Source organism: Bradyrhizobium sp. S69, assembly GCF_009766005.1.
In the GTDB taxonomy this organism is placed as follows: Bacteria; Pseudomonadota; Alphaproteobacteria; order Rhizobiales; family Xanthobacteraceae; genus Bradyrhizobium.
In genome coordinates, this window is sequence record NZ_LMUK01000060.1 from 616,145 (window position 1) to 636,746 (window position 20,602).

The following is a 20,602-nucleotide window of genomic DNA, read 5'->3' on the forward strand; positions in this document are numbered from 1 at the left end:
CCATCTACTTGAGAAAGATGGATTGCCGGGTCAAGCCCGGCAATGACGAAAAAAGCTACCCATTGACGCGTTCGACCCGTGCGACGACGGCCTTGGCGCGCAACTGGGCGATGATAGCGCTGAGATGCTTGAGGTCATAGACCTCGAGATCAATGGTGAGTTCGGTGAAATCCGGCGAGCGCCTCGACATGCTGATGTTGTCGATATTGCCGTCGTGCTCGGCGATCACGGTGGCGACCTGGGCAAGGCTTCCGGGTTCGTTGACGTTGTCCACCATGATCCGCGCCGGAAAGCGCTGCGGCGTCGTATCGTCGACATCCCAGCGCACGTCGAGCCAGCGCTCCGGCTCCTCCTCGAAATCCCGCAGCGCCGGCGACTGGATCGGATAGATCGTGATGCCCTCGCCCGGCGAGACGATCCCGACGATCCGGTCGCCCGGCACGGCGCCGCCGTTCGGCGCGAACTTGATCGGCAAATCCGAATTGATGCCTCGGATCGGAATAGCGGACGGGCTGCGCGCGGGATCGGACGGCGATTTCAGCTTCAGCTTGTCGGCAAGGCTCTTTTTGGCGCCGAACCGCCCGATGCGCTCTTCCTTGTAGTCCGGATACATCGCCCGGGCGACGTCGGAGGCCTTCAACTCGCCGCGTCCCACCGAGGCCATCACGTCGTCGATCGAGGCCCGCGCCAGCCGCGGCAGCGCCCCCTTCAGCTTGTCGTCGGCGTATTCGATCTTGGCGCGCACGAACAGACGTTCCACGATGCGGCGGCCGAGGCCGGCATATTGATCGCGCACGGCGGTGCGGGTCGCGCGCCGGATCGCCGCCCGTGCCTTGCCGGTCACCGCGAGCGCTTCCCACGCCGACGGCGGTGCTGCCTGCGCCTTCGAGGTGAGCACTTCCACCTCGTCGCCGTTTTGCAGTTCGGACGACAATGGCGCGAACTTGCCGTTGATCTTGCAGCCGACCGCGCTGTTGCCGACATCGGTATGCACGGCATAGGCAAAATCGATCACATTGGCCTGGCGCGGCAGCGCGATCAGTTTTCCCTTCGGGGTGAAGCAGAACACCTGGTCGTGAAACAGCTCGAGCTTGGTGTGTTCGAGAAACTCTTCCGGATTGGCACTTTCGGACAGGATCCCGATGGTACGACGCAACCAGGCGAAGGCATTGGATTCTCGCTTGAGCAGTTCGGTCGGCGAGCCCACGCCATCCTTGTAGAAGGCATGCGCGGCGATGCCGAGCTCCGCGATCTGGTCCATCTCCTCGGTTCGGATCTGCAGCTCGACGCGCTGATTGCCAGGCCCGATCACCGTGGTGTGGATCGAGCGGTAGTCGTTCTGCTTCGGTGTCGAGATGTAATCCTTGAACCGGCCGGGCACCACCGGCCAGGTCGTGTGCACGACGCCGAGTGCGCGATAGCAGGCCTCGACGGAATCCAGCACGACGCGGAATCCGAAGATGTCGGACAATTGCTCGAAGCCGACCGACTTGCGCTCCATCTTGGTCCAGATCGAAAACGGCTGCTTGCGCCGGCCATAGACATGCGCGGCCATGCCGTTCTTTTGCAGGTTCCGCGAGAGCTGGCTTTCGATTTCACCGATCAGATTGCGGTTACGTTCGGCAAGCGAATCCAGCCGCTGCATCACCACCGCGTGGGCTTCCGGATCGAGCATGCGGAACGACAGGTCCTCGAGCTCTTCCCGCATCTCCTGCATGCCCATGCGGCCGGCGAGCGGCCCATAGATGTCGAGGGTTTCCTCGGCGATGCGACGGCGGGACGCGGGCGGCACAAATTCCAGCGTCCGCATATTGTGCAGGCGGTCGGCCAATTTGATCAGCAGCACGCGCACGTCGTCGGCGATCGCCAGCAGTAGCTTGCGCAGGTTTTCAGCCTGCTTGGCCTCACGCGAAACCAGCTCCAGCCGCTTCAGCTTGGTGAGGCCCTCGACCAGCGCACCGATTTCGTGCCCGAAGATCTGGTCGATTTCGGCGCGGGTGGCCTCGGTATCCTCGATGGTGTCGTGCAGCAGCGCCGCGACGATGGTGGCATCGTCCAGCTTGAGGTCGGTGAGGATCGCCGCCACTTCCAGCGGATGCGAAAAATAGGGATCGCCGGACGCCCGGGTCTGGGTGCCGTGCGCCTTCATGGCGTAGACATAGGCGCGGTTCAGCATGTCTTCGTTGGTGTCCGGGTTGTAAGACCGAACCCGCTCAACCAGATCATATTGCCGCATCATGCGCGTGCGCGGCGACTTGGCCGCCTTGACCGAATCCTTGGCCGTCTCCTTGGCGGCCTCACGCAGGACAGGCGCCACGGCGACCGAATCGTTCGCGGCCTGCATCTGCCGGGGGGTGCGACGCCAACTCACCATCGAATCACTGCCTTCGTGCGGACCATCGGATGCGGCCCGCCTCACCGTACAATCTAGTGCGTTTTCGAGCGACGCTGCATCTTAAGGTACGGCAAGGTGCGGCGGAAACGCTCGATTTTTCAAAACGGTGCGCAGTCTAACGCGAAACCGGCGCCCCGCTGATCAATTCGAGGACAGCTCCGCGGAATCGCGCCTGCGCCCGAGAGAGACCCAAGGTAACCATAAAAACCCCAACAAAAGCAAAGGCCCAGGCGAATGCCTGGGCCTTTGGTGAACAAGATTGGTCCGGGACAGCCGGAGCCGCGAGATGGACGGCTTATTCGTCCTCTTCGGGCTGCTCTTCCGGCGGGGCGAGGCCTTCGAGACCCTTCAGCAGCTCTTCCTCGGTCATGCGTTCGACCGCGACTTCGGTGTCGTCGGCATCGACGCTGGCGCCCGCCGAACCGATCAAAGGCACCGTATCGGGCTCGGGCTCATCGACTTCGACGAATTTCTGCAGCGAATGGACCAGTTCTTCGCGCAAATCCTCGGGCGATATCGTCGAATCCGCGATTTCTCGCAGCGATACAACCGGATTTTTATCGTTATCCCGATCGATCGTCAGCTGCGAGCCGGATGAGATCATGCGGGCGCGATGCGCCGCCAGCAAAACCAGGTCAAACCGGTTGTCGACCTTATCAATACAATCTTCCACGGTGACGCGCGCCATCGACTGTCGCTCCGTTAAATTGGGACCGAAAATGCAGGTTGAACCCGCTAGTTATAGCGACCGGCGGCCTTGCGCAAGACCCATTTGTGATTTGGCCGACGCAACCGGCCCTGTTAACGGAAGCCGGGGCCAGGAGGCCGGAGCGTCCAGACATGCCCAGAAACGTCTCTGGCACTGTCCGCGACAAGAAATTGCTTCATAAAAAGTAAGCACTTCATTACAAGTCGAAAGGACGGGTTTTTCGCCCTCGCCAGACCACATTTGCGGTGACGTTGGCGAGTTGGATTTTCCGAACTTAGACAGCCTCCCCGGCAACGCGCGGCCGGTCGCCGCCGCGCCAAAAACGTTCACAACGCGAGTAAACTTGATGTCATCTCCTTCGAACAAGATCGCGCTTTTTATCGATGGCGCCAACCTTTATGCGACCGCCAAGACTCTCGGCTTCGACATCGATTACAAACGTCTGCTTAAAGAATTTCAAAGCCGCGGCACCTTGGTACGCGCGTTCTATTACACGGCGATTATCGAGGATCAGGAATATTCGTCGATTCGTCCGTTGATCGACTGGCTCGACTACAACGGCTACACCGTGGTCACCAAGGCGACCAAGGAATTCATCGATGCCAGCGGCCGCCGCAAGGTCAAGGGCAACATGGACATCGAGCTCGCGGTCGATGCGATGGAGCTCGCCGAGCACGTCGATCAGATCGTGCTGTTTTCCGGCGATGGCGATTTCCGCTCGCTGGTCGAGGCGGTGCAACGCCGCGGCGTCCGGGTTACCGTGATCTCGACCATTTCGAGCCAGCCGCCGATGATCGCCGACGAATTGCGGCGCCAGGCCGACGTCTTCACCGACCTTGTGGAACTGCAATCCAAGCTCGGCCGCGACCCGTCCGAGCGTCCCGCCCCGCGCGAGCCGCGTCATCATGCGCCGCAATTCCTGCAGCGCGCGACCACCATGGCGCCGAGGGCTGATGACGACGACTTCGAGGACTAGGAAAGTCAGCGCGAACGGCAAACCGCCGCTCGCCCTCACATTCCTCCCCGGCTCCGATCCCGATCGCAATTGCCCGCTCTGTCCAAGACTGGTGAGTTTCCGCGAGGAAGCGCGCGCGCGCCATCCTGAATGGTTCAATTCGCCGGTGCCGTCGTTTGGCGATCCCGCCGGTCGGCTCGCGATCGTCGGCCTCGCGCCCGGCATGCAGGGCGCCAACCGCACCGGGCGACCCTTTACCGGCGATTACGCCGGAGACCTGCTGTATGCGACCCTGCTCGAATACGGCTTTGCCAAGGGCGTCTATCAGGCGCGCCCCGACGACGGCATGACACTGGTCGATTGCCGGATCATCAATGCAGTGAGTTGCGTGCCGCCGCAGAACAAGCCGCTGCCTGTGGAGATCAACACCTGCCGGCCATATCTGGTCGGAAAGATCGAGACCATGTCCAATCTGCGCGCGATCGTGGTGTTGGGACGGATAGCGCACGATTCGACGTTGAAGGCGCTGGGCCTGCGCGCCGCGGCGGCGCCGTTTGGCCACGGCGCGATCCATCAGGCCGGCGCGCTGAAGCTTTACGACAGCTATCATTGCTCGCGTTACAACACCAATACGCGCGTGCTGACGCCCGACATGTTCCGCAGCGTGTTCGCGAAAGTGCGGGCGGATCTCGGTTAGCTTCGAAAAGCCTGGAAGCCTCTCAACGCAGCCGTCGCGCCAAAGCCGCAACAAAACGGTCGACGTCGGCCTCGTCGTTGAAGACGTGCGGCGCAACGCGCAGGCGACCAAGACGCGCGGTGACGTAGATGCCTTCGGATGCAAGCCCCTCGATCAGCCCTTGCGGCATTGCCTGCGCGAAGGAGAGGCTCAGAATATGCGGCGCCCGCAACCGGCGATCCGCGATGGAGAAGCCGATCCCGCGAACGCCCTCGGCGATACGCTCCGTCAACAAAGCCAGACGCTGCGCGACGGCCAAGGCGCCCCACTCGGCCATCATTTCCATGCCGATCGCCGCCATCTCCATCGAGATAAAATGGTCACGCTCGCCCATGTCGAAACGCCGTGCATCTGCGACATAGCGAAGGTCCGTGAAATAGACCTCGTTCTCGGCGCGAACGTTGCGGCGGCCGGCCGCCGTCTGCTCCAGCGGCACGCCCCCCTGATGACGCTTCGCCAGATACATGAACGCCCGACCGTACGGGCCGAGCAGCCACTTGTACGTCGGAAAGATCACAAAGTCCGGGTCGAGACGGCTGACGTCCATCGTCAGCACGCCGGCGCTTTGCGTCGCGTCGATGAGAAAGACCGCCCCCTGCCGCTTCAGCACGGCGGCCACCGCATCGACGTCGATCAGCCCCCCGTCCGACCAATGCACCGACGAGATCGAGGCCAGGCCGACCGGCGGCGCGCCCGGCCGCTCGATCGCGGCGAGAACCGCCGAGGTCCAGTCACCGTCGTCCGGCCGGCGCACCGTATCGACGGTAAATCCTTCCGCCTCCGCCCGCATCCGCCATTCGAGCACCGGGGAGGAATGATCGTCTTCCAGCACGATGACGCGGGCACCGCGGGCGATCGCAAATAGCTTCGCCGCCGTCGCGACGCCGTAGCTGACCGAAGGGATCAGCGCGACGTCGGCGGGATCGGCATGGATCAACGCGGCGGCAGCCGCGCGCGCGCGTTCGTGCTGCCGGTTCGCAAAGCCGGCGTCGAGCGTCCAGGGAGCGCCCTTGCGTCCCACCGCGGCGCAGCCGGCTTCCAGCGTTTTCAGCGGCAACGGGCTATAGGATGCCGAACTCAAATAGCAGATGTCGCGCGGCATCTCGAACAGGTGGCGCTGGGAGGCAAGCATTGGATTCTCTTGGCTGGAAAGAGCGCCGCTAAACCGGATTGTGCTTCAGCCACTCCAGCACATCACCGGCGTTTTGATCGGGTGGAAACACCGGATAGAACACATGCGTGATACGCCCGTCGTCGACGATCAGCGCCAGCCGCTTGATCAGGGTCAGGCCTGCCACCTGCATGGTCGGCAGCCTGAGCGCCTCGGTCAGCAACAGCTTTTCATCCGACAGAACCGGGAACGGCAGATGCAGCCGTGACGCCATTTCGGTTTGGTAGGTGTTGTCCTGGGTCGACAGGCCGAAGACGTGGGCAGCGCCCGCGGCCTTCAATTCGGCGAACAGATCACGGAACGCACAGGTCTGCGGCGTGCAGCCGCGCGCGCCCGGGATCATGTCCCAGTCGTCGACCAGGCCGATCTTGCCGGGCTCGCCGGTCCGGGGATAGCCGAACACCACGGTGCGGCCCGGCAGCGTCGACAGCGTCACCGACGTATCATCGGTCGCGAGCAGGCCGAGCGGCGGAATCGTCATGCCGACAAGATGCTTCGCCGCGCCATCATCGGCGGGTGCCGGGATTTTGCTCCAGTCGACGTCGAGCAGGTTTGATTGAGACATTGGTTCGATCCTCTAGGTGGCGAATGGCGAGCGGTGAATAGAGGCGAAGGTAGTCTCCCATTCGCCATTCGCTACTCCCCTATTCGCCGCTTTATCCCCGCGCCCGCAGCAGGCGGCCCTTCTCGCGGCCCCAGTCGCGTTTCTTCTCGCTCTCTCGCTTGTCGTGCAGCTTCTTGCCCTTGGCGACCGCCAGCAACAGCTTGGCGCGACCGCGCTCGTTGAAATAGAGCTTGAGCGGGATCAGCGTCATGCCGTCGCGATCGACCGCGCCCATCAGCTTGTTGATCTGCTTTCGGTGCAGCAACAGCTTGCGCGGCCGTTTCGGCTCGTGGTTGAAGCGGTTGGCCTGCAGATATTCCGGGATATTGGCGTTGATCAGCCAAATCTCGCCATCCTTGGTATCCGCATAGGATTCCGCGATCGTGGTCTTGCCGTTGCGGATCGATTTGACCTCGGTCCCGGTCAGCGCGATCCCGGCCTCAAGCGTGTCCTCGATCGCATAGTTGAAGCGGGCCTTGCGGTTTTCGGCGACAACCTTGATCGGGCGTTCGTTCTTCTCGGCCACATCAAGCCTTCTTCAAGAGATCGCGAATCTCGGTGAGCAATTCTTCCTCGCGGGTCGGCTTCGGCGGCGCGGCCGGGGCTGCGGCATCCTTCCGCTTCAGCTTGTTCATGCCACGAATGACCATGAACAGCACGAAAGCGACGATGAGGAAGTTGATCGTCAGGGTCAGGAAGTTGCCCCAGGCCAGCACCGCGCCCTGCTTCTTGGCGTCGGCGAGATTGCCCGCCGTCACCGCCTTCGACAGGCCGGTGAAATAATTGGAAAAGTCGAGGCCGCCGGTGATCGAGCCGATGATCGGCATGATGATATCACTGACCAGCGAGGCCACGATGCCACCGAAGGCAGCGCCGATGATGACACCGACCGCGAGATCGACCACGTTGCCCTTCATCGCGAAGTCACGGAATTCCTTGAGCATCTGCTACCCCTTTGCCTCTGCGGTATGTAACGAAACGTTCACGGCAAACTCGAATCCTAGTTGATCAGTCCTGCGTGCACCATCGCGCTGCGTACCGCCACGCGCGTGGGCTCCGATACCGGCACCATCGGCAGACGCAGTTTCTCATCCATCTTGCCCAGCAGCGACAGCGCGTATTTCACCGGAGCGGGATTGGATTCGATGAAGAGATTGGTGTGCAGCGGCATCAGCTTGTCGTGCACCTTGAGCGCGGCGGCGACGTCGCCCTTCTGCCAGGCCGAGTGAAATTCGGCGCATAGCCGCGGCGCGACGTTGGAGGTGACGGAAATGCAGCCATGCCCGCCATGCGCCATGTAACCGAGCACGGTGGCGTCCTCGCCCGACAACTGGTTGAAATCCTCGCCGAGCGCCGCGCGCTGCTGCGACACCCGCACCATGCTTGCGGTCGCATCCTTGACGCCGGCGATGTTCTTCAGTTCGAACAACCGCGCCATGGTGTCCACGCTCATGTCGATCACCGAGCGCGGCGGAATGTTGTAGATGATGATCGGAATCCCGATCGCATCGTTGATCGCCTTGAAGTGCTGGTACATGCCTTCCTGGGTCGGCTTGTTGTAGTAGGGCGTCACCACCAGCACCGCGCTAGCGCCCGCCTTCTCCGCATGCTGCGCCAGCTCAATGGCTTCCTTGGTCGAGTTGGAGCCCGCGCCGGCGATCACGGGCACCCGGCCCTTGGCCTCCTCGATGCACCATTCGACCACGCGCTTGTGCTCGTCATGGCTCACGGTCGGGCTTTCGCCGGTGGTGCCGACCGGCACCAGGCCGTTGGTCCCCTCGGCGATCTGCCAGTTGACGAGGGAACGAAAGGCCGCCTCGTCCAGCGAGCCGTTTTTGAAGGGCGTGACCAAGGCGGTGAATGAGCCCCGAAAATTCGTCTTGGCTGCCATGGACTTCCTCCGAACGCGCCTTGAATGTTGTCTGAACCGATAAGGGACCAACTCATATCGGTTCTGGGGTCCCTGCGAAAGGCCCGCGCAAGCCCGGGTCCCGGCCGCGATTTTGCCGTGGTGATGGTGCAGACACCAGAAAAGCCCAGCGTAATTAGTATTTTGTCCACATATTCAAGCAAATAGACATTGTGCCCAGGGGAATCGATGATTCGCCGCGAAGGAATGCCGTGACCCAGTCCGCCCGCGCAGCCGCTTTGCGATCGACGGCGTTGTCGATGAGCCTGTCGCTGGCCTTGTCGGTCAGCGTGGCAACCGGCCTGGCACTGACCAGCGGATTACCGGCATACGCTCAAACGTCGACCCAGCCCGACGCCGCCAAGCCGGATGCGTCGAAGTCGGATAAATCGAAGTCCGATAAATCCAAGTCGGATACTTTCAAGTCGGATACTTCCAAATCCAAACCGTCCAAATCCGAGGCTTCCAAATCCGAGGCTTCCAAGTCAGATACCTCCAAATCCAAGGCGGCCAAATCTGAAGCCTCAAAGTCTGAAGCCGCGAAATCTGAATCTGCCAAATCCAAAGCCGCCAAACCGGAAGCCGGCAAGTCAGCGGCCAAATCTGAAACTGGCAAATCTGAAACGACGAAGCATAAGACGGCCAAGACCGACGCCAAGCCCAAGGCTTCCAAGCTAGAGGCTTCCAAGTCAGAGGCTACCAAATTAGAGGCCGGCAAGTTAGAGGTTCCCAGGCCGAAGACGGGGCCGGCCGGCCATGACGCCGGTTCCACGGGCAAAGCGAGCGAGGCCAAGACCGAGGCCAAGAGCTCTGCGAAAAATGTCGGCTCCCGCGCGCCGCCCGGGATCGAGGCCGCGACCCGCCAGCACGCAACGCTGCCGCCGGCGCGCAAGCCGACGATCCCGGCCGCGATGGCCGCGACGTCGTCGACCTCGCAAGCCGACACCGAGGCGCTGGCAAATGTCGTCGAGCTGGTGGGCAAACATCGGCCCGACGATGCGACCCAGTCCGAAGCCACGATATCGGACCCGGTTGCAAAGAAGCTCGCGGAGTGGATCGTGCTGCGCAGCGACAACAATAATGCGTCGGTCGAGCGCTACGCCACCTTCATCGCCGCCAACCCAAGCTGGCCTTCGCAGTCGTTCCTGCGCCGGCGCCTGGAGGCGGCGCTGTGGGACGACCATCGCGACGACGCCACCGTGTGGTCGTGGTTCGCAAACGAGTCACCGGTGTCGGCCAAAGGCAAGTTCGCGCTGGCACGCGTGATGATCGGCCGCGGCGAACGAGCCAATGCCGAGCGCCTGGTACGCGACGCCTGGCGAAACGATTCGATGTCCGAGGACACCGAGAACACCGCGCTCGATCTGTTCGGTGCGCTGCTGACGCCGGGCGATCAAAAGGCGCGGATGGATCTGATGCTGTACGGCACGGATCAGGAGGCCGCGGCGCTGCGCGCGGCGAAGCGGCTCGGCAGCGGCGAAGTCGCCCTCGCCAAGGCGCGGATCGCCTCCAATCATAAATCCTCCAACACCAGGGCGCTGCTCGAGGAAGTGCCGCACGAATTGCGCGGCGACGCCGGTTACCTCTTCAGCAAGATCCAGTTGCTCCGCCGCGAGGAGAAATTCGCGGAGGCCGCCGAGCTGATGATGAGCGCGCCCAGGGATCCGGGCCGGCTCTACAATGTCGATGAATGGTGGATCGAGCGCCGCCTGCTGGCGCGCAAGATGCTCGACGTCAACGAGATCCGCACCGCCTATCTGATCGCGCGCGACGCGGCACTTCCCGCGCGCGACATCTACAAGACCGAGCAGGAGTTCACCGCGGGCTGGATTGCGCTGCGCTTCCTGAACGATCCGGCGACGGCCACGCAGCATTTTGCGCGCATCGGCGTCGGCAGCGTCAACCCGACCGCGCTGGCGCGGGCCGGCTATTGGCAAGGCCGGGCTGCCGAAGCCGCCGGCCGCTCCCAGGAGGCGCGCGCGGCCTACGCGGCGGCGGCGGAACAATCGACCAGCTATTATGGTCAGTTGGCGCGTGCGAAGCTCGGCCTGCCGCAGATCGAACTGAATGGCGTGCCGGCCGCACGCGGCCGTGGCATCGAGCGGCTTGAAGTCGTTCGCGCGGTGCAATTGCTGTATGCGCTCGACGAGCGCGAGCTCGCGATCCCGATCCTGGGCGATATGGGTGACAATGGCGATCCCGATGCGCTGGTGGGCCTTGGCGAACTGGCGGCGCGCAACGGCGATGCGCGCGGCATGCTGCTGCTCGGCAAGGCCGCGCTCAATCGCGGGCTGCCGTTTGATTTCTACGCCTACCCCGTCAATGGCATCCCGCCGTTCAGATCGATCGGACCCGACGTCGAGCAGAGCGTGATCTTTGCGATCGCGCGGCAGGAAAGCGCCTTCAACCCCGCCGTGGTGTCGCCGGCGCAAGCCTACGGACTGATGCAGGTCACGCCGGACGCAGGCCGCTATGTCTGCAAGAAATACGGCGCCAATTTCGATCTCGGCCGGATGAAGAGCGATCCGGTCTATAATGCCGCGCTCGGTGCCGCTGAACTCGGCGGCCTGCTCGAGGATTATCGCGGCTCCTACATCATGACCTTCGCGGCCTACAATGCCGGGCGCGGCAGCGTCAAAAAATGGATCGATCGCTACGGCGATCCGCGCGACCCCAAGGTCGATGCGGTCGATTGGGTCGAACAGATTCCGTTCTCCGAGACCCGCAATTACGTGCAGCGGATCATGGAGAACCTGCAGGTCTATCGCGCCCGCTTCGGCGGCGGAACGCGGCTTCAGATCGAAGCCGACCTGCACCGCGGCGCCAACGTCGAATAGGACCGCAGGTTTCGTCGGCCGCTGGACGTGACCGTGGGCAGCCGGCTCGTGGATTTTTTGCCACGGGCTCCTGAACCGTCGGACCTGCCGCTTGATGCCGATCAATCGTTTTAAAAACCACGCGCCATGGACCACGTCGTCCAAAACGCCCCTGCTCCGGCATCATGTCGACAAAGAAAAACCCCCGGCAGTTTCCTGCCGAGGGTCTATTCTCAAACCGTTTTCGTTCTTGTGGAACGAACCCGATCAGAAGTTACGCTGAGCGCGGAATTCGACCGAAACCGTGCCCTTGTCGCCGAAGATATAGGGCGAAGCTGCGGTTCCCGATGCGATTGGGAAAGCGCCGCTCGCAGTACCGATCGCGCCACCCGACATGTCGGTGTGGAGATAGGCGTACAGCACTTCCGAGCTGAACGTCAGGTTCTTGACCGGAGTCCAACGGGTCGTGAGACCGATTTCGGACATCGTGAAGCCGGGATTGCAGGTCGAACCGGGGGTCAAGGTCGTGCCGGAGGCAACGTAGCTTGCGCACCAGATCGCCTTGGACGTGTTGTTGTAGCTCAACTGCGACGCACCACCGAACAAGCTGGACGACCACTCGGGGCTCCAGTTGTGGTTGAATGCGCCACGGATGCCCAGACCCTGGGTCAGCTGCACCTGCGTGCCGCCTGCTCCGCTGTTACCCGGACCGCCCGAGTAGACACCGTCGGTGATTGCACCGATGGCAAGTTTACCCGCGCTGCCGGTCGGTCCATCACCAAACAGGTAGAAGGAGCCGCCCAACGGGGCCGAGGTTCCCAACACGTACTTCGACGCACCGAGCGACCAGCTGCCTTCGATCTTGAAGTCGTCGCCAGCACCCGTCGGCAGGTTCTTGATCTGCAAGGCAACGTTGACCGCGCCGCCAACCTTCGAGTCCGGATGGCCGAGGTTTTGGGCACCGGTCTGGGCCTGGCCGCCAATGAAGTTGCCGCTGGTGAGCGTATTGGCCGTGGTCCAATAGCCCGGATCGACGTCGTGCAGAGCGCCCGACACCTGGAAGACACCCCAGGCCTGGTCGATCCTGACGTTACCCACGAGGTCCGGCAACTGCGCGCCGCCGTAAGACGTGCCCAGAGCGGTACAGTTCGAGCTGGCAGCGCCATACATCGCAAGGGCGCAGGAAGCCGTGTTGGCCGTGCTCGGGACGAGCGAGGTGCCGGTGTTGTTCGCTGAACCGGCGACTGCCGCGTTGACGATCTGGGTACGGTTGTAATCGCTGGCGCTGCTGTCGTCGATGCCGATCGAGGCCGACACACCGTTGCCGAACTGGGCGGTGTACTGGACGTTGTTGATGCCGGTGATGGTGTCGTAACCGCCGACCAGATACGAAGTGTTGTTGCCCGGGAAGCCCTGCCACGGCGTGACGTAGGCCGAAGCCGACTTACCGAAGGTGAAGCCCGCGAACTGGATGAACGCGTATTCGACACCGAGACCGCCGTTGCCGGCATAGTTGTTGACGGTACCGCCGGTCAGGACGGAGCCCGTGGTGTTGCTCGAGTTCGACATCGCACCCGAGTAGCCTTGGGTGGAGAATGTGAAGTCGGCCTGTCCGAAGGTGCGGACGACGCCGTATTCGGTCGCGGTGCGGGTATCGACCGTGAGCGCGAAACGAGAGTAGTCGTTATATTGATTCAGGTAACGGGTGTTGGTCGCACCGTCACCGCCCCACAGCGGGCCGTTGCTGTTCTGGCCGTGAACGGTCACGTCGGCGCGCAGATAGCCGCCGATCTTGATGCAGGTGTCGGTGCCCGGGATGTAATAGAAACCCGCACCATACAGGGAGCAGATCCTCACGTATTCGACCGCTTTGGCCTTGACGGGAAGGTCAGCCGCCTGTGCCCCGCTCAGGGCAACGATCGTCGCCGCTGAGCCCAGGACTAGGCTCTTAACCATATTCATGTTCAACCTCCAAGTTGCTCTGCAGGGAAGGTTCCGGATCCGCCGGGTACAAAGACCCTTGAGGTTGGTTCCCTTAATCCCTCGAAACCCGCTTTGTCGCTTCGCGCCATCGGACACACCCGCAAACGCGAGGGACTTAAGCGAACCACCTAACGGGACGACCTCGGGATGCCCCCCTCCGTCGCAACACCACAATTACCGAAGGACCATGCACACGCAACAAAGGAACCGCTCGGGAGGCTGGGCGAGAGACTGTTTTTAAAATGGTGTTGCACAAATAACACGCAGATGTGATTGCGCCTCTCGTGCAAGTAATTGATTTTAAATGAAAATTTTTTCGAGGTTATTTTGTTCCGGATCGCGGCCCGGGAATAGGGCCGCCGGCTCGTCGAGGTTCCACGCCGCCAAACGTGCCGAATCGATCGGTGACAGCCACCCCTTTGCCGCAAAATATCCGCGAATAGTTCCTTCTTACGCCATCGCGTATCAGCACCAACGGGCGCGAATGACACCGCTGTCATTTAGCTCCGAGCGCTGCGCAGGCAATGAAATCCGCACGGTCCGTCAGCAGCTGCCTGTGTCGGATTGTTCCAAACACGGGTTCCGACAAACGCCGGCGAAGTGGCAGAAAGCCCCTGTCTCGCAGGCTCGAAACGAATCGCGAGCGTACGACGCCAGCGCGTCACACAGCGTCGATCCAATCTTGACGGGTGCGATTTTCCATGCGGCGCAATACCAACCTGTCGCGCGATACCGATGCGAGTGTGAGCCCAAAGCTGCGCGCAAACCCACGTGAAGGAAGGCGTGCGCGAATCTGCGGACGCAACACCGGTCCGAATCGGCGCTGCATTTTGCCACTTACGCGCGGCACATCGGTGCCAGGACCGGAGACGACCGGGATCGAACTCTGGACGCCAGTCCGCATCGATCAATTCCAGTCGATTAATCCGGCCTGGAGACTCTTAAATGGCCGGAAATCCGGCAGCCTGAAATCTGCCGCTTGCGGCACGCCGCCGTGTCGGGCATATCGGCCGTAACGGAGCTGTGGCCGAGTGGCTGAAGGCGGCGGTTTGCTAAACCGTTATAGGGTTGTAAAGCCCTATCGAGGGTTCGAATCCCTCCGGCTCCGCCAACCTCGACCCTGCTGCCGCGCTGGCGTGGCGCGCGCTATTGCGCAACGTGGATATGGTCGGGCGGCAGTCCATTTTGACGGCGGCTGTACATCGCCGCGTAGGCGCCTTCGAGATGCCTCGTAAATAGCTTTGTGTTGAACAAGGGCTTTGTCGCACGATTTTGTGCGAGCTTGCGTCGGATCGCAGAGAGCCGCTCCGGCGTGGTTGCCAGTTCGACGGCCATGCTTTCAAATTGATCCTGCGTCTCGGCGATCAATTCGGGCAAACCCACCGCATTCAACAGGCTGGCGGCCACCCTGCCCGCGAACGTCTCGCCGATTTGCGTCAACACCGGCAAGCCGGCCCACAGGGCATCGCTTGCCGTGGTGTGCGCATTATATGGCAGCGTGTCCAGAAACAGGTCTGCCAGACGATGCCGCGCCAGATGGTCCGCCGCCGATGGCAGACGCTTGGCAAACACCAACCGATCGGGCTCGACGCCCGCGGCCGCGGCCTCTTTCCGTAAATTATCAACAGCCGTCGCATTATGTTCGGACAGCCACAAAACGCTGCCGTCAACGGCCTTCAGCAGTTTCATCCGCGATCGAAACAGATGCGGGTTGAGTTTGTAGGCGTTATTAAAGCAGCAGAACACAAAGCCGTCGGCGGGCAGCCCGAACTCGCTGCGCTCGAACGATCGATCCGACACCTGGCGGCTCGTGTCATCATGCGGCAAATAGCTGTGGGGAAGATAAACGACCTTCTCCATATAGCTATTCTGCTGCGACGCCGGAATGAGGACGGGATCGGCGACAATGTAATCAATGTAGTCGGCACCCATCGTCCCCGGGTAGCCGAGATAATTCACCTGGATCGGCGCGGCACGGCGAGCGAATATTTCGGTGCGCGCGTTACGGGTAGAGCCGTTCAGATCGACCAATATGTCGATCTCTTCCTCGCTTATGCGTTTGGCGATTTCAACGGCGCCCAGCGCCTCGGCATCGATGAATTTGTCAAACGAGCGCACCACGCGCCGGCGGATTTCCGAATTGTCATCCGCCCCAATGGAAATTCCCAGGACATCAAATTGCGATCTGTCGTGGCATTCGAAAACGCCGGCGATAAGGTCCGCGACCGGATGTTGACGAAAATCCGAAGACACATAGCCGACACGAATTTTGTCGTGCTTGTACAGCTCCCCGCGCCAGACCGCCTGGCCTGAAGCCGGGTATCGCTTTCGAGTCCACAATTGCGCGCATGCGAATTGATCTTCGGCGGACGAACCGACCCCAAGAAATGCGAACGGATTGGTATTTTCCTTACCGTTGCGGACCGACCGAACAAGATGATCGCGTTCGGTTTCGAAGTTGCCCCAGTCACAAAGGTGCGTTCTGCAATGAATGCGCTCACCTTCGAGGGCAGCCAGATCAGGCGTGAGCGCGAACGCCTTGTCATAGGCCGTAGAAGCATCGTCGTAGCGATTGAGCCCGACGAAGACGTTGCCGCGCCCCGACCAGCCCTCTGAAAGATCAGGGTTGAGCGATAATGCCCTGCCGAAAGCAGCAAGGGCGTCGTCGGGGCGATGGGTTTCGAAAAAGACGTTGCCGCGACCGAGCCAGCCTTCCGACATACCAGGCTTCAGTGATAGCACCTTGTCATATGCTGCAACGGCTTCGTCATGGCGCCTGAGGTTGAACAAGACATTGCCGCGACCAAGCCAAGCCTCCGCTATATCGGGGTTCAGCGACAGCGCCTTATCATATTCAGCAACGGCTTCGTCATGGCGCCTGAGGTCGGACAAGACATTGCCACGACCGAGCCAGGCCTCGGCCAGATCGGGCTTCAGCGAAAGTGCCTCGTCATAGCAAGCAAAGGCATCGACATCGCGCTTGAGCGCGGTGAAGGCATTGCCGCGACCGAGCCATGCCTCCATCAGACCAGGCTTCAGCGACAGCGCTTTGTCATAGGCCGTCACGGCTTCTGCGCTGCGCCCAAGCTCGACCAGGATATTGCCGCGGCTGAGCCAGGCCTCCGCCAAGTCGGGCCTGAGCGACAGCACCCTGTCCGAGGCCGCCAGGGCTTCGTCGTGTCGCTCGAGGCCCGCCAGGGCATTGCCGCGACCTAGCCGGGCCTCGGCCAGATCGGGTTCCAGCGTCAATGTGTTGTCGTAGGCGGCAGCGGCTTCGCCGTAACGCCGGAGATCGAGCAGGACGTTGGCGCGGCCAAACCAGGCCGCGGCCAGATCGCCCCTGAGCGATAGCGCCTTGTCATAGGCGGCGAGAGCTTCGACATAGCGTGCGAGGCCGGCCAAGGCATTGGCGCGACCGAGCCATGCCTCGGTCAAATCAGGCCTCAGCGTCAGCGCTTTCTCGTAGGCCGCGAGAGCCTCGTCGTAGCGCTTCAGTCCGACCAGGGATTTTCCCTTGTTGACGACGGCATCGGCATAAGCGGGATTTAGTGAAATCGCCTGATCGAAGTCGGCCAGCGCTGTTTCGTACGCCTGCAAATCATTGTAGGCCGTGCCGCGATTATTCCAGGTTTCCCACGCCTTTGCGTTCAGGCCAAGCGCGCTGGTAAATTGCTGCAATGCCTGTTGCGGCCTATTCAGGGTTCTCAGGATGATCCCGTAATTATAGAACGAGACGTCCGAGCTTTGATCGAGTTTCACGGCTCTGGCGATGAATGGCTCGGCTTCCGCAAACCGCTCCATCCGTATCAGCACGATGGTCAGGAGGTTCAGCGCCCCGACATGGCTCGGATGACTTTTCAGGAATTTCTTGAAAAGCCGGTCAGCATCTTCATATCTTTGAAGGTTGAATGCGCCGAGTGCATCCTGAAATATCTTTTCAGCGGAACTCATCTATCTTTCTCGATCGCGAGGGCTTGCGCTGATGCAGTAGATCATCGCCGTCGAAGCCAAACCGTCTGCCCGTGGCCGCGATCTCTATATGGTACTTGGCTGCTCCGACACAGCGGTTTTTAATGCGATCCGCCCCCGTCGGGACTGGGTTTTTCGGCCGCGTCGCACGCGCCGATACGCTCGCCTTCCAGTTCGGTCTTCACGTCGCTCATCAATGACCCGCCCATCCAGGCCTTGCTGGCGACCGTGGCGGTGTAATGAGTTGGACTGTCGAAGTTGAAGCTGCCCAGGACATCAAGATTCAACTGTCCCTTGCATTGCAGATGCCACTTCAGCGTTCTGCCATCGGTCTCGGATGCCGCGGGCTCACAGGTCGAATTCACCGTACCACTCACCGCGCCGAAGGTCTTGGCGACGTCACCGGCCTGTTCCGGCGTCAGACAACGGCCCTTCACCACCGGCTGCGCGGTCGCGCCATTCATCACCGTGGTCGAGGTTACCTTCCACTGCCCGGGTTCAATGGTTAAGTTGTCCGCTCTGGCTGAGGCGATCAGCGCCGGCAGCAAGCACAACAAGGTCATCCCATACCTGATCATTCGCCTGTCTTTCTGATATCTGTCATCGCAAGGATAGGACACAAGCCGCAAGCGTTGCTACAGGCTTGTTGCTAGCCCGCATGAGCCATCGATCCAGGCCAACACGCCATGATGACGACACTAGCGATCTCCGGTTATCGTTCTCTGCGCGACATCAGGGTCAGCTTGGCCGGATTGACGATCGTGACCGGGGCCAATGGCAGCGGGAAATCGAGCCTCTATCGCGCGCTGAAGCTGCTGGCGGAGATCGCACAGGGTCGTATCGTCCAGTCATTGGCTGCCGAGGGCGGCCTGCAATCGACATTATGGGCAGGTCCGGAAGCCTTCTCACGCGCGATGAAGGCCGGTAGCCAGCCCGTGCAAGGACTGGTTCGCAAGAACCCCATCAGCCTCAAGCTTGGATTCTCCGGCGCCGATTACGGCTACGCCATCGATCTCGGGCTCCCGTCGCCCGGTTCATCGAGGTTCTCGACTGACCCGCATATCAAAGCCGAAAGCCTGTGGACCGGCGAACGGCTGGGCCGGGCCAACGCCTTCGCGCTTCGCAACGGTCCAAGCGTACGCATTCGAGACGGCAATGGCGAATGGCGGCAGGCCCATCAAAACCTCGCATCCTTCGACAGCATGATGACCCATTGTAGCGATCCGCGCGAGGCGATCGAACTCCTGGTGCTGCGCGAGCGGATGCGGGACTGGCGATTTTACGATCACATGCGAACCGACCCCGAAGCGCCGGCGCGCAAGCCGCAGGTCGGAACCTACACCCCGGTGCTGGCATCCGATGGCGCGGATCTGGCCGCGGCAGTGCAGACCATCGTCGAAATCGGCGACGGCGGGCAGATGAACGACGCGATCGCCGACGCCTTCCCGGGCGGCCACGTCGCGGTGACCACGACCGGGGCGTATTTCGAAATCGAGATGCGGCAGCACGGCCTGCTGCGCCCGCTCACGGCATCGGAATTGTCGGATGGCACGTTGCGGTATCTTCTGCTGGTCGCAGCGCTGCTCTCGCCACGGCCGCCGGCGCTGATGATCCTCAACGAGCCGGAAACAAGCTTGCACCCCGATCTGCTGCCCGCGCTGGCGCGCCTGATCGTCCAGGCCTCCAAGCGGACCCAGATGATCGTGGTCTCGCATGCGAAGGCGCTGGTCTCGGCGCTCGACGCCGACCCCGACAGCAGGCAGATCGTGCTGGAAAAGACGCTGGGCGAAACGGTGGTCCAGGATTACGAACCACCGAGCTGGACTTGGCCTTCAAGGTAGCTTGGTAACTTGGCCGTAGCGATCGCGAGAGGCCGAAGACCCCTTCCCGACGGCGCTCAGTGCGTGGTCATCCAGGCCCTCGCTTCGCGCTGGGCGGTGGCGATCTCGACCTCGGACATCAACTCGGCAACTTCGCGGCGCATCGGAATGGCGTCCCGGCGCCCCTTCAGGGCTGCGAGGTTGAACCATTTGTGCGCGGCGACGAGATTGACCACGCCGGAACGCCCGCTGGCCCAATACAAACCACGCTCGAACAGCACATCCGGGATCGCGTTTGCTTCCACCGGCATTGCCATTTCCAGATCGATGTGTCCCTGAAACATCTTGGTCCCCTTTTTGATTTTCTGCGCCGTCCCGTCGCCGAGCGCGGCCCCTGTCCACTGTTTGAAACGTCCAGTTATTCCCCACGCCGTTTGCCGGCTTGTTGGGATCATCATGACCGATCAAATTTGAAGGGCAGTTTAAATATCGCGATGAATCGAAGGTGAATGCAGGCGCCGCGAGGATTGTCGGGAAATCGCAAAAACCCCGATTTGACGGGGCTTACTGGCGAATTCGGCAATTCGGTTTACCCTGCCGTTTCGCGAAACGATAACCATTCGCGGCAATCGGCCCCGCCTCGGGCGCGGTAACGGCAACCGGGCACGACCGCGGACGACCGGCGTCGCGCTGGAACCACGCGGGACCGCGGCCGTGGATGGCGAGCGCTTGTTTTGGGAGATTTTCTAGATCTGGCGTGCCGGGCTCAGCCACGGCAGCGGAACGAGGGCGTCGGCGAACACGTCAGGACCAGATTTCATGGAGGGCTTTGGGCCCGATGAAATTGCGGACCAGAGATCCGCACCGAACGAAGGAACTGGTTCCTTCTGCCGGACCGGTTTTCGCAAGAGCGAACTCTTTCGAAAGGACGATCCAGCCGTTTGACCTGATGTCTCGCCGACACCCTCTTTCGTCGACCAGAGCCGCCGGGTTGGAAACCGCTTCGAGAAGCGGAATGTCCTGAAGGCTCGTGTGACGTGCCGGCATCAAGTCGCCGGCAATTTCTTAAGCGAAGGTTACTTCTTCTTGGAGACCTTCTTGGTCTTCTTCGCAGTCTTCTTCACTGCGCTCTTCGCCTTCTTCGCCTTCTTTGCCTTCTTAGCTTTCTTGGCCATGTTGCCCTCCGATGTAAGTGAGATGGCTTATTCGCTGCGTGCACTCGGGAATCGAAATGCACTACCTCCCGAATACACCAACACATTGAAAAAAACAGTGTCGGCTTAAGGAAGTGTTGACACGCCGAAGCCCGAGCGTGCGACGCGCGCTCATCGTCAACGCGACAAGATAACCGCGCGACGATGCAAGTAGTATGCGGAAACGCGACACATCCATTTGTCAATATCGAAGGAAACCACTGTGCGGCAGGCATTTCTGCAATTCTTCATCTAGCGATGCCTGTGTCATCGCGCCCATTCCGACTCGGTAGCGGCGACCAAAAGCGCGCTGCACGGACTCTGAGTCGCAGTTTTTGGCAA

Annotated in this window: 15 protein-coding genes and 1 tRNA gene; 5 read left to right on the plus strand and 11 right to left on the minus strand. The window is 61.5% G+C overall.

What is annotated here, in order from left to right; translation table 11 throughout:
• Nucleotides 1-55: 55 nt before the first annotated feature.
• Together GSQ88_RS34645 and rpoZ are read right to left on the minus strand one after the other, a co-directional pair.
• Nucleotides 56-2,374 (minus strand): RelA/SpoT family protein, encoded by a 2,319-nt coding sequence (locus GSQ88_RS34645; protein ID WP_159012725.1) that lies wholly within the window; start codon nt 2,372-2,374, stop codon nt 56-58.
• 316 nt (nt 2,375-2,690) lie between these two features.
• A complete protein-coding gene (rpoZ, locus tag GSQ88_RS34650) occupies nt 2,691-3,083 on the minus strand; it encodes a DNA-directed RNA polymerase subunit omega (protein WP_079603537.1) in 393 nt (130 codons plus the stop codon).
• A gap of 367 nt (nt 3,084-3,450) precedes the next feature.
• On the opposite strand from rpoZ, the gene GSQ88_RS34655 reads away from it, so the two are divergent.
• On the plus strand, nt 3,451-4,080 hold the full coding sequence (locus GSQ88_RS34655; RefSeq protein WP_174248184.1) for a LabA-like NYN domain-containing protein: 630 nt from the start codon (nt 3,451-3,453) through the stop codon (nt 4,078-4,080).
• On the plus strand, nt 4,058-4,756 hold the full coding sequence (locus tag GSQ88_RS34660; protein WP_159012727.1) for a uracil-DNA glycosylase: 699 nt from the start codon (nt 4,058-4,060) through the stop codon (nt 4,754-4,756). The genes GSQ88_RS34655 and GSQ88_RS34660 overlap by 23 nt, the downstream gene beginning before the upstream one ends.
• A 22-nt stretch (nt 4,757-4,778) precedes the next feature.
• On the opposite strand, the gene GSQ88_RS34665 is transcribed toward GSQ88_RS34660, so the two are convergent.
• From GSQ88_RS34665 to dapA, 5 genes are all read right to left on the minus strand, one after another.
• Nucleotides 4,779-5,927, minus strand: coding sequence for an aminotransferase class V-fold PLP-dependent enzyme (locus GSQ88_RS34665; protein WP_159012728.1), 1,149 nt, complete (start codon nt 5,925-5,927; stop codon nt 4,779-4,781).
• 28 nt (nt 5,928-5,955) lie between these two features.
• A complete protein-coding gene (locus GSQ88_RS34670) occupies nt 5,956-6,531 on the minus strand; it encodes a peroxiredoxin (protein ID WP_159012729.1) in 576 nt (191 codons plus the stop codon).
• A 91-nt stretch (nt 6,532-6,622) separates the two neighbouring features.
• Nucleotides 6,623-7,096 carry an SsrA-binding protein SmpB gene (gene smpB / locus GSQ88_RS34675; protein WP_159012730.1) on the minus strand — a complete coding sequence of 158 codons (474 nt, stop codon included), beginning with the start codon at nt 7,094-7,096 and terminating at the stop codon, nt 6,623-6,625.
• Between the two features lies 1 nt (nt 7,097).
• On the minus strand, nt 7,098-7,514 hold the full coding sequence (mscL, locus tag GSQ88_RS34680; RefSeq protein WP_159012731.1) for a large conductance mechanosensitive channel protein MscL: 417 nt from the start codon (nt 7,512-7,514) through the stop codon (nt 7,098-7,100).
• A gap of 56 nt (nt 7,515-7,570) precedes the next feature.
• The gene (gene dapA / locus GSQ88_RS34685) at nt 7,571-8,461 is read right to left on the minus strand and encodes a 4-hydroxy-tetrahydrodipicolinate synthase (protein ID WP_159012732.1); all 891 of its coding nucleotides are present in this window, start codon (nt 8,459-8,461) and stop codon (nt 7,571-7,573) included.
• Between the two features lie 230 nt (nt 8,462-8,691).
• Between dapA and GSQ88_RS34690 the strand changes: the two genes are divergently transcribed.
• On the plus strand, nt 8,692-11,316 hold the full coding sequence (locus GSQ88_RS34690; protein ID WP_502706789.1) for a lytic transglycosylase domain-containing protein: 2,625 nt from the start codon (nt 8,692-8,694) through the stop codon (nt 11,314-11,316).
• Between the two features lie 246 nt (nt 11,317-11,562).
• Here the strand turns inward: GSQ88_RS34690 and GSQ88_RS34695 are convergent, their stop codons facing one another.
• Complete coding sequence (locus tag GSQ88_RS34695) at nt 11,563-13,257, minus strand: porin (RefSeq protein ID WP_159012733.1); 1,695 nt, start codon at nt 13,255-13,257, stop codon at nt 11,563-11,565.
• Between the two features lie 1,038 nt (nt 13,258-14,295).
• On the opposite strand from GSQ88_RS34695, the gene GSQ88_RS34700 reads away from it, so the two are divergent.
• Nucleotides 14,296-14,389 (plus strand) — tRNA-Ser (locus GSQ88_RS34700).
• A gap of 35 nt (nt 14,390-14,424) precedes the next feature.
• On the opposite strand, the gene GSQ88_RS34705 is transcribed toward GSQ88_RS34700, so the two are convergent.
• The gene (locus GSQ88_RS34705; protein ID WP_159012734.1) at nt 14,425-17,229 is read right to left on the minus strand and encodes an O-linked N-acetylglucosamine transferase family protein; all 2,805 of its coding nucleotides are present in this window, start codon (nt 17,227-17,229) and stop codon (nt 14,425-14,427) included.
• Between the two features lie 119 nt (nt 17,230-17,348).
• Nucleotides 17,349-17,795 (minus strand): DUF3617 domain-containing protein, encoded by a 447-nt coding sequence (locus GSQ88_RS34710; RefSeq protein ID WP_210253957.1) that lies wholly within the window; start codon nt 17,793-17,795, stop codon nt 17,349-17,351.
• 138 nt (nt 17,796-17,933) lie between these two features.
• Between GSQ88_RS34710 and GSQ88_RS34715 the strand changes: the two genes are divergently transcribed.
• Nucleotides 17,934-19,088 carry an AAA family ATPase gene (locus GSQ88_RS34715; RefSeq protein WP_159012736.1) on the plus strand — a complete coding sequence of 385 codons (1,155 nt, stop codon included), beginning with the start codon at nt 17,934-17,936 and terminating at the stop codon, nt 19,086-19,088.
• Between the two features lie 56 nt (nt 19,089-19,144).
• Here the strand turns inward: GSQ88_RS34715 and GSQ88_RS34720 are convergent, their stop codons facing one another.
• The gene (locus GSQ88_RS34720; RefSeq protein WP_159012737.1) at nt 19,145-19,411 is read right to left on the minus strand and encodes a hypothetical protein; all 267 of its coding nucleotides are present in this window, start codon (nt 19,409-19,411) and stop codon (nt 19,145-19,147) included.
• Nucleotides 19,412-20,602 lie beyond the last annotated feature (1,191 nt).